This window comes from uncultured Corynebacterium sp. (genome assembly GCF_945649885.1).
Lineage (GTDB): Bacteria > Actinomycetota > Actinomycetes > Mycobacteriales > Mycobacteriaceae > Corynebacterium.
On the sequence record NZ_CALZFS010000095.1, the window covers coordinates 1 to 11,653 of the forward strand.

The following is an 11,653-nucleotide window of genomic DNA, read 5'->3' on the forward strand; positions in this document are numbered from 1 at the left end:
TAACCGTGATCATTCCATGGCGACCACCATTCCGCCCCTACTTTGCAACAGCACCGGTTAGCCTGTGGTCCAGACACGAGCCCTTCCCGTCGTACTGCGTAACTCTCCCAGGTACCGATGCCGCAGAGAACTCCGGTGACCTGGGGGAGTGAACGACCGGGTTTGCTGTTCTTTCGCTGTGTTGAGGCAGATTTGGGGAGTGGTCATCTGTCTGGCGCCGCGTGCTCGCTGGGAGTAAGGAAAGACGGCCTCGGTGGAGCCGCACCGCCACCACCAGCCCCTGTCGGGTGTCGCGATAAGGGCTGGCAGTGACGGCGGGGTTACTCGCGGGCTCGGTCGCCTTCGTCCTTCGCGGCGACGATCATGTGCGCCAGTGCCTCCAAGAACGCATCCAGGTTGTCCGGGTCGGCGGTAATCGCCTCGTACACCTCATTAGATTGCCGGGCTGCGGCGATAATCGCCCCGAAGCCCTTGTTTTTGAAAGCCTCAGTGCCCGCCACCTGGGAGGGATCATTCTCCCTCGCCAGGGCCTGGACCGTGGTGTCTTCCACGAGGATGCCGTAGCTGGCACGGATGGCAGACCTGGTGGCTTCGTTGGAGCCTGCGAGGCCTACGGCCGCCAGGATCTGGTTGACCTGGTCGACAGCCTCATCGAACGCGGCTTGCACCGGCGAGTTATCCCCGACCGGTCGGCCATCAAAACCGGGCAACTCCAAGGTGCCATCAATATCCTGGCTGGCTAGACCAAGGTCCTTGGGAGCGTCTACTGGTTCAACTGCGACACCGACCAGCTCAATGCCGACGGTGTAGTCGTCATCGTCGTCCTGGCGCTCTAGATTCAGGTTTTTCGACAGCAATCCAGCAACAATGGCTCTCTTATGCAGCAACGCGTCCTGGAAATCCACGATCTGGCTGAGAAACTCCCAGGCATGGGCGTACTTGATGAGATTGGTCCGGAAAGACTTGCCGGTCTCGTAGGCTTCCTTATCGAGCTTCTGGCGGGCGTCACGCATGTGATTATTCCACCGGGCCCTGATCGGGGAGACCAGTCCCTGGAGGGTCTCAGCATCCTCGCGGGCAATGTAGGCATCCGCCAGGGCGTCGAGCTCTTCCGGGGTGTAGAACGCCGCGGCGTCGAGGAGATCACCGAGATCGGCCAGGGCGTTGGCGGGGATATCATTCTCGATGTGCGCATCCCGGTAATAGGGCTTGAAGGATTCCAGGATCGCCTCGGGTTCATTGACGAAGTCCACGACCATCGGCTTCGGCTTGTCCGGGAACACCCGGTTCAGCCGGGAGAGGGTCTGTACTGCCTGCACACCGGAGAGCTTCCGATCCACGTACATGGCACACAGACGCGGTTCGTCGAACCCGGTCTGGAACTTGTTCGCGACGATGAGGACCTTGGCGTCATCATTTTCCCGGAAGGACATGGCGGTATCGCGCACCCCGTTCATCGAGGCCTCGGTGATCTCCACCGACTCCTCGCCCTGGCCGTAGGTCAGGGAGCCGGAGAACGCCACGAGGGTGGTCATATCGTCGTAGCCGCGTTTGGCGATGTACTCGTTCATTTTGTGCGACCAGGTCGCCGCCGACATCCGGTCTGGGGCCACCACCATGGCCTTGGCGGTACCACCCAGGTGGTGCATGACGTTGCGGCGGAAGTGCTCGACGGTGACCTCCACTTTTTGCGCGATCGAGGTCGGGTGGATCCGCACAAAGCGCACCATGTCGGAGACGGCTTCCCCGAAGTTCACGGTCTCCTCCCTGCCCAGATCATCGCGGATGCGGGCGAACATCGCGTACGTGGAGTAGTTGGCCAGCACATCGAGGATGAAACCTTCCTCGATGGCCTGACTCATCTGATAGGTATCGAAAGCCACCCGCGTGTCGGGGTTATCCGGGTCAACCGTGCCATAGGCTGCCAGGGTCTTTGCCTTCGGAGTGGCCGTGAGCGCAATGAAGCTCAAGTTCGGGGAGTTGGCTACCGCCTTGTCCATGGCCAGGAGCACGTCATCAGCAGAGATGTCCTCGTTGTCGGGGACATCGATGTCGACGAGGATTTCACGCAGCCGGGTGGCGGCCTCGCCGTGCTGGGAGGAGTGCGCCTCGTCCATGATCACGCAGTAGTTGCGCCCGCTAAGGGCTGGGGATTTTTCCATCATCTTCGCCAGGGCCGGGAAAGTCTGGATGGTGCACGAGATGATGTGCCCACCCCGCGACAGGGCCGCCTCCAAGGTCTTGGACTTCGATCCCAGCTCGTTGTCGACGTTGACGACCAGACCCTCAGAGGCACGGAGCAGGTCGAGGCCTTCCTTGATGTTGTCATCGAGCACCGTGCGGTCAGTGACCACAATGACCGAATCAAACACCGGATGGCCAGAGGAGTTGATGAAACGGCCCGCCCGATGAGCCAGCCAGGCGATCGTCTTGGTCTTACCGGACCCGGCGGAGTGCTGAATGAGGTAGCGCCCGCCAGCCCCACGGGCGGCGATGTCGTCGATGACGTTCTCGGTGGCGCGCAGCTGGTGGTAGCGCGGGAAAATTAGCCGGCCCTTGTTGCCCTTGGATGAGGGCTCCCACAGGGCGTAGTCGCGCAAAATGCGCAGGAACAGCTCTGGTTCGAAGACCTCCTCCCACAGATACGAGGTATCAGACCCCTTGGGGTTGACCGGGTTGCCGGCATGCCCGTCACGGCCCTTGTTGAAGGGGAGAAAGAAGGTTTTCAGGCCGTCCAGTGCGGTAGTCATCCAGGCTTCCTGGTTGGATACCGCGAAGTGCACCAGCGCACGGCCGGGTTTGAGCAGTGGGCGGTTTTTGGTCGGCTGGCGGTCGACCTTGTACTGCTTGACCGCGTCGCGCACTGCCTGGGTGTTGTCGGTCTTGAGCTCCAGGGTGGCTACCGGGATGCCGTTGACGGTGAGTACCAGATCCAGGGTGTCGGTACCGGTGGCATCAAACGGGACCTGACGCAGCACCCGCAGCCGATTCTTCTGCGCGTCCTCGATTGCACCGGTGTACAGGGGGTTTTCTGGGTAGAAGGCCACCATGGAACCGAAGGTGGCCTTCATCTGGCCCCGCTGGGAGTGTGAGAAACCGTTGCGGAGTGTGCCCAGCAGACCGTGCTGGACCTTCTTCGTCCGGGCGTTGAGGATCGGTGCCTTATCCAGCATCTCCGTCAGGCGGTCGAGTAGTTTCGCGACGTAGACGTCACGCTGCACACCGGTCAGCGCCTCGGGTATGGCCTTAAGAAACTCCTCGGGGTACTGAGTCTGCAGCCAGTGCAGCACGTCCGGGACGAAGAGCGCTCGGGTCTTGTCCCAGCCGGCGTTGGTGGTCCCTGTCTCGTGGATCCACCCGTGGGAGGCGAGATGATCGACGATGGCGTCCTCGAACGCCTTTTCCATCGTGGACTGGATACCCATGATCAGACCTGCTTTCGGCCGGTAACGACCTCAGTGATGAGCACAGAACGACGCTTGAGCAGCAGGTCGCGGAGCTTGATGGATTCTTCGATGAGGGAGTCAATTTTGCTGACTTCTTCCTCAAGAAATGCCGTAATCTCATCTCGTTTATTTTCCGGAGGCAATGGAACCGGAATCCGATTCAGAATACCAGTAGTCAACTGGTTGATCGTTGAAGAAGAAAATGATCCCCGATAATCGTCAAATCGTGGCGACCGGAAGAACCAATAAAGATACCGATTAAGGTCTGATCGAATCACTGTCATAAATGCACCCCAGGTCTGACCATAGTCGCACGGATCAACGATTGCGTTTTTTCCCACCAGGTTAGCGCTACCATTTCTGGAACACATTAGGATATCCCCGCGCTTGAATCGGAGGTGAGGAGGTACTTCAACGTCTACGGCCAACATGTTGCTCCGGTCAATTTTCGACTCTTGAACATTTCCAGACCGATAGACATAGATCCCACCTTCGTCGACTACATTCTCAGGCCTGTAGGTGAGACCGATAATTGATTCAGCTAAAAGCCCCATCTTTACTTCGGGATATCCACTCATCAGCTGTTCATTGATGAGCTTCCTCGCCCGGAGCCTCAGCAACTTCATGTACTTGTCCAGGTCTGCTACCGCAGCGTCGATCTCGGCGGTCTCCCGATCCAGGAAGTCAGCGATAGCCTTTTGTTGTCCTAGAGAGATTGTGGGAACCCTCTGGAATGACACCGAAGAAGCATTGATCCCTGGTTGAGCAACTGCCCTGGAAAGTCTTGAAAGATCCAAGGTTTCAAGTACGTATTTGAGCCACTGTTTGCTGACTTCAGAAGTTATCGGTTCGACGACGAGAGCATGCTCTGCTGCCCAGAAAGGAGCTTTTGCAAAATGCACAGTGCCAACCGATCCTTGACGACCCACTAGAACTTGGTCCTCAAGATGGTTCGGCTTGTCTGTGTAAGCACGAATTCCGTTCGATCCATAAACAGGAACGATCTTTTCGTCTGATAGATCGTCAGAGGCAATGGCCTCTCCGGCATAAACGGAACACAACGTGAACAAGGGGCGTAACGGGTAATCGCGGAATTCCTCCGTTTCTATAAACACTTTAGAAATAGAGTCGACCGAGGTGAAATCTGTCATTCCTTCACCTCTTGGAAACGAGAGCGGATCGACTCCAGCACAGTCTCGATCTCAGCGTCGAGCTCCTCGATCGACGGCATCTCCTCCGGCTTGTAGAACAGCCGCGTTATCGGGATCTCATAGCCGACCTTGGCCTCGCTCATGTCCCACACTAGGTCCGGTGCAAACGGCAGCACTTCCCGGGCCATGTGCTTATCGACGTCCTCGGTCAGTGGGATGCGCTCAGTGATCTTCGACGCCTTGTCGATGACCTTGTTGCCCTTATGATCCACCGCTTCCGGAGCATTCTCGTCCTCGACGGCCACGGCCGTCATGATGTGGCCGAGCAAACTGGCGCTCATTTTCAGACCGGCGGTTTTAGCTTCCTTCTTCAGGTGTGCAGGCAGATCGTTCCAAGCCACTCCCCCGCAGGATCGCACTACAGCCTCGTGGCCGGTGAGTGCCTGCTTGTGCTCCATTGCTGCAGCTACGGTCTCATCGTTGATGAGCGTGGAGTATCGCATTATCCGGTACATCGGGACATCCCGGAACCCCAGCTGCTCCGGTGTCACGACCTTAGAGTACTCCGGGTCAGCGTCCTCGAAGGCGTTGTAGAGCCCGAGGATGAATTCGCGATCCTGGTCAGAAAACTCGCGGCGCTTGTTGCCCATACTTTTACGCATGGGAGACCACGTGCCGGTGGCATCGATGAGCTGGATCTTGCCGTCACGCTTGGCTTCCTTGTTTTTATCCAAGATCCACACGTAGGTGGCGATGCCGGTGTTATAGAACATCTCAGTCGGCAAAGCGATGATCGTATCAATGAGGTTGTTGTTAATCAACCAATTACGGATCTGATCAGGGCCAGACTCCGGGCCGCCGGTAAATAGCGGGGAGCCGTTGGTGACCACACCGGCACGCCCACCCTTGTTAGTGCCTGGTTCTTTCTCCTTGAGCTTGTGGACCACATGGCTCAGGAAGAGCATCTGACCGTCTGAGACTGGTGGCAGACCGTGGCTGAAACGCGATCCTTCGATCTTCGCCTCGCGCTCGACGGCGTCCTTGGAGCGCTTCCAGTCAGTTCCGTAGGGAGGGTTGGAGAGCACGTAGTCGTACAGCTCGCCCTCGTAGCGGTCACCAGCCAGGGTGTCACCGTCACGAATGGCATCCGGGGAAATGCCGGAGACGATGAGATCAGACTTACCCAGGGCCAGGGACTCCGCCATCATCTCCTGGCCGTAGACGGAGACCTCGATCTTCGGGTTGAGCTCCTCCATGGCACGTTTGGCCACCAGCAGCATGCCGCCGGTGCCAGCTGCCGGGTCGTAGACAGTACGGGCAGGTGCTTGACCGTAGAGACCATCATCGTCGCTGGACAGCAACACATCGACCATGAGACGGATGGCATCACGAGGAGTGTAGAACTCACCAGCGACCTGGCCATTCTCAGAGAAGCTGCGGTACATGAGGTTCTCGAAAAGATTACCCATGGCATTCTCACCAAGAGCCTCATCAGAGAGATCAATATCGGCGAAGTGTTTGACAACACCCCACAGGACGTTGTTCTCCTCCAATTTGGTCAGCAACTCGGGGAACTTGAACGCCGTCCACACGTCGCGGACGTTGTCGGAAAAAGCGTCCAGGTAGGTGAGCATGCCCTGTTTAACGTGGTCGTCGCTGCCACCGATTACTCCCATCGACAGCTCGGAGGTGTTGTAGAAGGACAGGCCATGATCCGAGCGGATTAGAGGTCCCCACATGGATTCGGGGAACTTGGTGTGCTTGATGGTCTGCAGCACAGCAGGCTTGGTCGGTTCAAGCAGGCACTCCAGGCGGCGCAGCACGGTGAACGGGAGGATGTAGTCGCCGTAGGACTGGCGAGGGACCACTCCTCTTAAGTAGGTGTCCGCTGTTTGCCATACCGCCTGGTAGAGCGAGGCCGATGATGCCATGTTCAATATCCTTTGATGTATTAATTGATGGTGAAGATAAGAGTACGGGGTGTATTTTCTCTTGGGCGTACCTGGTCTGGCTATAACTCAAGAGAGCTCGGGCAGCGTGGCGATAGCCCAGGGTGCGTAGAAGACTACGCAGTGTGATTACTGAAACGCACAGCGTTGAGCACTGCTTCTGTAGCAGTGTTTGCCTGCTGAGCCAGACATTCAGCATTCTGCTTCACCACTGATAGTTCCCCCAACGCTGTTACAAGCTGCTCCTGTGCGTCTTGATCAAGATTTGGGATCTGGATTTGTTTGAAATCTCGTCGGGCATGACTGATACCTTCAGTCGCTTCCCTATTGAAGGGGGCGTTGATGCAAGATACGAGGTAGTCAGGGTTGAGGGCAGAGTCATTGATTCTCAGCACAGTCATACTGGTTGGAACAACCCACCTGTGTTCATCAGTAGTAAAAATACGCGCGGGAGCTGCAGCGATCTCGGGGACGAGGATATCTCCATCACACACCCACAAGTCTGCTTCACGGGCAACGACCTGCTTCACCTCACCATGCCCCTTGCGCATAGGCAGCACAAAAGCCTCTACCCCCTCTTTTACCTCTCTATCTTTACCGGAGATAAAGGGCCTGCGCAGACGGGTGAGAACCCCACTGTCGATAAGCGTCTTGAGATCTGTAAAGCCTGAGGAGGATGGGAGCTTAATAAGATCGTGTGGATTCGTTTCCATTTTCCGTATTGCGGTAAGTGTGTGCGAAAGATCCTCCAGAGACCGTTCAAGGTCTGCTCGGACTTCATCTTTATCTTTCTCTTTACGCAGTAAAGCAGGCGGATTGATGGATCCGTCATTGGTGATTAACTCAGCCAAAGACAGTGTCCGAGACGGGATAGACGTCTCAGCCCCAGCACGTAAATCGGTCAACCACTGGAAAATATGCTTCTCAGGTGATTTTTCAGAGGTAGCATCGGCAATCAGCACGGACGCTTCTGGCTTATCCTCAGGAATATGCAAGACCCAGAGCAAGGTTTCAATATTGGAGTAGGGAAGAAAACGTGCTGGCAGTTGAATAACGGACTCAATGAGACCTCGGGCAACCAATTCCTGGCGTACCTGCTGAGAAGACTTGCGGGAACCCGCACCCGTGGTGGTCAGGATATAAGCACGTCCACCCGGGGCAAGATTACCGAGTGCAAGAATAAGAAAGAGCTCATCTGAGAACAATCCCCCCCGTGTATCAAGCCCTGCGTGAGCAAGAATAGTTTTCTGAAGATCTCGATCAAAGCGCATTCCCATCGGAGGTTCGCTCACAATGACCTGGGCCTGAAGGCCACCATGGATTTCTCGTGTTAATGAGTCAGACACCGTGAATGTAGCAGTAACATCGGCTAGGTAGGCATGCAGTTGAGCGATCAGTATCGCTGAGGGGTCAATATCATTGCCGATCAATGAAAGTTCCTCCTGCAGGCCCTGGAACCGCAGCAGTGTGCCGCCGATGCCGCAGGCAGGATCAAAGACAGTATCGCCGGCAGCTAATGTCGTGGCAGCCGCATGGATTAATAGTTCAGACTGCGGTGAGATCGACGTGCTCAAAGCGCTGACATCGCCTCGGCCGCCAAGGCCGAGAAGTCTATCAATAGTGAGTCGTGCCGCCTCCCCGTAGTCATCAATAGGAATGCCGTCTACGGCAGAGACCAGTTCTTTCATGAGCTCACCAGGTAGACCCTCGATAAGGTCCTTAACGGGCTCATAAATAAAAACAGCATCTGCATGGGTATCGGCCTGTAAGAATACTGAGACAACCTCATTGCTGGTGGAGGCCGCTAATGCCTGAGACCAGATGCCATGGGAAGCATCCATCTCTGACTGTTTACGCAATACCAGCAGCTGCAGAACCAGAATGCTGGTTTCAATTGGATCTGAGGTGTTACTGCGCAAAAGATTAGCCACTCCCCAGATACTGAGCTCTGTTTGTTTTCTCTGAGCATCAGCGGGAAGCAGGTTTTTCTGTTTAAGCCAGCGAACAACCTCGTGCATGTCGAATAATGGGCGTCGTTCAGGTGATCCCTCGACAGGAGCTGGGAAATCCTCATTACGGGATCTCCAATTGCTCACTGCTGCTCGAGTTACCCCTGCCAGTGAAGCAATATCTTTAATGGCCAGACGGCCAGATGTGCTAGTCATTATTAAGCAACCTTTCGAAGTGAAACCACTGCTGGTGCCATAGGTGGAGGAGTGGGGTGGGAGGGAGAGGTAATCACTGTTGTGGCGGCAAAAGCCAAACGCTTCGAAAGGCTGGATTCGTGGCAGTACACAGTGGTGGGGATGCCTTCACCCGCCAGCTGGGAAATCTTCTCAGCGAAAATATGATCCCCAGAAACCAGGGAAACTTCCTTAAAACGACCCGCGACATCCTCTTCTAAAACCTCAAGAAGGCGCAGGTCGGCCCCATCTTTGCCCCGGCCAACCAAGATTCGGTGTGAACCCCACATGCTATGAAGGTTTGTCACTGTTGATATATCAGTGGCCAGGATGATCAGGTCATCTTCGCTGGGGGTGACCCAGTTCAATAGGGTGCGGTGGCACCACTGTGCCTGTGCTGCGGAGGTGACAGGGCCCCCGTTGTAGCACTCAATATCAATAATGATCAATCGATTATGAAGTGTCTCATTTGTGTTCTTTTCATGTTTCATAAAAATAACAATACCTACAAACACAAGACCTGTCAATGTAAACCTATGAACACAAAAGTAAAATTCGCTAAAGATAGTGGTAGAAGCTATTTTTACTACTATGTAAACAGATTAATCGAACTCACTTTGACTAGATTGGATCTTGTGTTGATGGGTGCACGCATCTGGTTTTGGTGTTGGTAGGGACTCGCAATGATTCGTCGTTCACTTATTGGGGAGGCCTCCACTTACTGTTCTCCGCCCTCCCATAAGACGCTGGGTTGATTCTGTCCCCAGCCCACGGGGCGCAAACTCACGCCAGCCGGCGCTCTGACGTTCTTTCTCCAGCTGTCGCGCTGTTTTCTTACGGGCGGATGATTTCTGCTTGTTGGCCGCTATGGCATATTCCACTCGTAGTGCCAGGTGTTCATACCGAGGATCGGCAGGGATTCTCATCTTTGATGATGGTTAAAATTTCTTGAGCATCCCTTTCATTGAAACGATGTTCGATGGAAGAAACTGACTTGGTCATGGAGAAATAATGGCTCGTCGGTAGACCTCTGAGAGCTGGGTGAATTCTTTGGGAGTGCCGCTTAACGCGCTTAATTAGTGTGCGGTACGGCTCTTGCGAGGATCCCCGCTGGGAAGTCAGGATGTTGATCAAGATGATGGCCGCTCTTTCACTGCCATCGCTGGCCTCATATTTTTCAACCAGGTCCTCGAGAGCTCGTAGGCGCATATTTCCTCTGGGAGTTTTAGCTTCAGCCACTGGAATTAGTTTCTGCTTCTCTGGTTGAACCCGTGCAAGAAGTACTTGGTAGCCTTCCTTTTCACTGGATGGGTGAAGGGAGATTAACTGCCCGAGGAAATTAGCACTTTCTTGATTATGCTCTCCGTCTTCAAAATCTTCTACTAGCTTTTTGAGCTCATCGTAAACGAAATTAATTACTTCACCCATGAGTCTTATTCATAGCAGGTACCGATGCCACTAAACCTATGAATTCCTTGATTGGTAAGAGTGGCGGAGTTGAATGACTATTTTCCCGTGATCCAACACGGTCGGCATGTTGCGGTTATTAGGAAAAAGGGGTTGTCCGGGTCTGGTAGAGACCCTTATGATTTGGCCCTCCACACAGTCGTTAGGCACCCAGTGCTGTTGCCCAAGAGCTCCTGCAATGAGATCCGTGAGTTGCAGATACACAACGGCGAACAGGGCACCCAGCGAGTGGGGGCCACCGACGAGGTGGCTGCTCCTGCCACCGAGGAGGAGGCGCGGGCTTTTGAGACCCTGCGAGCAATCATCCGCCAGGCCGTGCTGGCTGAGCGTGCCACACAGGACGATGCCGTGAACCAGGCGGCGAGCGCTGCCGCCGAGGAAGCCGAGGAAGCCCGCCAGGAGGCTACCCGCCTGGCCGGGGAACTGGAGAAGGAAAAGGCCATCACCGCCGAGCAAGCAACCACCATCGCTGCTTTGAAGGCTGAGCTGGCCGTGGCAGCCGCAGACAATGACCGGCTTCGAGATGAGGTGGACCATCAACGCGAGGCTGTCAGTGCGGCCCGTGAGGAAGCCGCCGAGGCCCGCGGCAAGCTGTTCGTCTACGAACAGCAGGCCCTCGCAGAAGCGACCGAATCCCCTGCTCCGGCCAACGACGGGGATCAGTCCGCGGCCACGACCACCACAAGCGGCAAGAAGAAGGCGTGACTGGCCAGCTGTCGGCGGCACCACCTCGCGAGTACCGACCGGATGGTGTTCGGAAGGTGCTGTTGCAAAGTGGTGATCGCCGTGGAATGATCACCGCACCGCCCACAGAATGACCTCGTGAGGGAAATGATGACCCGAGAAGATTCCCATGGGCCTGTTGATCCCGGCTCACGCCATCAAGATCCCCAGTTTGCAACAACACCCCTGGAAAGGAAGTGATGAACATGGGAGCTTCGGAAGAGGATTTTCATGTAGATGACTTTGTTCGAGTGTTGCGATCGCTTGAACCCCATCTCCCTATCTCCGATGCCTACGAACGGGATTGTCCTCAGAAACAAGGAGCCTGGTGGTCGAGCCAGAAAGAACATATGATCCGCTGGTTCGGGAGCCAGAACAGTCATGGGAGTGGTTCTTTTACTCGCAAGACTCCAAATACTAGCGCGCGTCGAACCTACAACAGGCTCCTGTGCCCAGCGGCGTTCGTATGGATGGCCGAAGCCCTGGGCGAAGAGCCTGGGGTGGTCCAAGCTGCCGCAGATGCCGCCCGGTCCGAATCTAATGCGCGTAAGCGTCCGGGACTCCTGCGAAAGTATCTCCCCTGGTCCCGGATTGCGGAACTGGTAAACGGTGCTGGTGTGAAATTTAATTCTGAGCCAAGTTAGTGGAAATTTCACATACCGTTCGATGCACGCTTACTGGTGCTGTTGCAAAGTTGGGCCAGGGTCGAAAAGCCCAACCTCAAGACATCAGTT

Annotated in this window: 7 protein-coding genes; 1 reads left to right on the top strand and 6 read right to left on the bottom strand. The window is 55.5% G+C overall.

All coding sequences use genetic code 11. The annotated features are described in order from the left end of the window. Positions 1–320 precede the first annotated feature (320 nt). The 6 genes from Q0M74_RS10265 to Q0M74_RS10290 all read right to left on the bottom strand — a co-directional run bounded on the left by Q0M74_RS10265 (position 321) and on the right by Q0M74_RS10290 (position 10,157). On the bottom strand, positions 321–3,407 hold the full coding sequence (locus Q0M74_RS10265; RefSeq protein WP_366088184.1) for a type I restriction endonuclease: 3,087 nt from the start codon (positions 3,405–3,407) through the stop codon (positions 321–323). A 20-nt stretch (positions 3,408–3,427) separates the two neighbouring features. Then, positions 3,428–4,597 carry a restriction endonuclease subunit S gene (locus tag Q0M74_RS10270; protein WP_293954089.1) on the bottom strand — a complete coding sequence of 390 codons (1,170 nt, stop codon included), beginning with the start codon at positions 4,595–4,597 and terminating at the stop codon, positions 3,428–3,430. Next, complete coding sequence (locus Q0M74_RS10275; protein WP_293954091.1) at positions 4,594–6,528, bottom strand: class I SAM-dependent DNA methyltransferase; 1,935 nt, start codon at positions 6,526–6,528, stop codon at positions 4,594–4,596. Before Q0M74_RS10275 ends, Q0M74_RS10270 begins: the two co-directional genes overlap by 4 nt. Before the next feature lie 134 nt (positions 6,529–6,662). Next, positions 6,663–8,711, bottom strand: coding sequence for an N-6 DNA methylase (locus Q0M74_RS10280; protein ID WP_293954093.1), 2,049 nt, complete (start codon positions 8,709–8,711; stop codon positions 6,663–6,665). Positions 8,712–8,713: 2 nt separating this feature from the next. Further along, a complete protein-coding gene (locus Q0M74_RS10285) occupies positions 8,714–9,244 on the bottom strand; it encodes an NYN domain-containing protein (RefSeq protein ID WP_293954095.1) in 531 nt (176 codons plus the stop codon). Between the two features lie 382 nt (positions 9,245–9,626). Then, on the bottom strand, positions 9,627–10,157 hold the full coding sequence (locus Q0M74_RS10290; protein WP_293954097.1) for a hypothetical protein: 531 nt from the start codon (positions 10,155–10,157) through the stop codon (positions 9,627–9,629). Between the two features lie 192 nt (positions 10,158–10,349). On the opposite strand from Q0M74_RS10290, the gene Q0M74_RS10295 reads away from it, so the two are divergent. After that, complete coding sequence (locus Q0M74_RS10295; protein WP_293954099.1) at positions 10,350–10,901, top strand: hypothetical protein; 552 nt, start codon at positions 10,350–10,352, stop codon at positions 10,899–10,901. Positions 10,902–11,653 lie beyond the last annotated feature (752 nt).

What these genes read in the sequence shown, in the direction of transcription:
- Q0M74_RS10265 (WP_366088184.1), bottom strand. Translation starts at nt 3,407, where the DNA reads ATGGAAAAGGCGTTCGAGGACGCCATCGTCGATCATCTCGCCTCCCAC.
- Q0M74_RS10270 (WP_293954089.1), bottom strand. Translation starts at nt 4,597, where the DNA reads ATGACAGATTTCACCTCGGTCGACTCTATTTCTAAAGTGTTTATAGAA.
- Q0M74_RS10275 (WP_293954091.1), bottom strand. Translation starts at nt 6,528, where the DNA reads ATGGCATCATCGGCCTCGCTCTACCAGGCGGTATGGCAAACAGCGGAC.
- Q0M74_RS10280 (WP_293954093.1), bottom strand. Translation starts at nt 8,711, where the DNA reads ATGACTAGCACATCTGGCCGTCTGGCCATTAAAGATATTGCTTCACTG.
- Q0M74_RS10290 (WP_293954097.1), bottom strand. Translation starts at nt 10,157, where the DNA reads ATGGGTGAAGTAATTAATTTCGTTTACGATGAGCTCAAAAAGCTAGTA.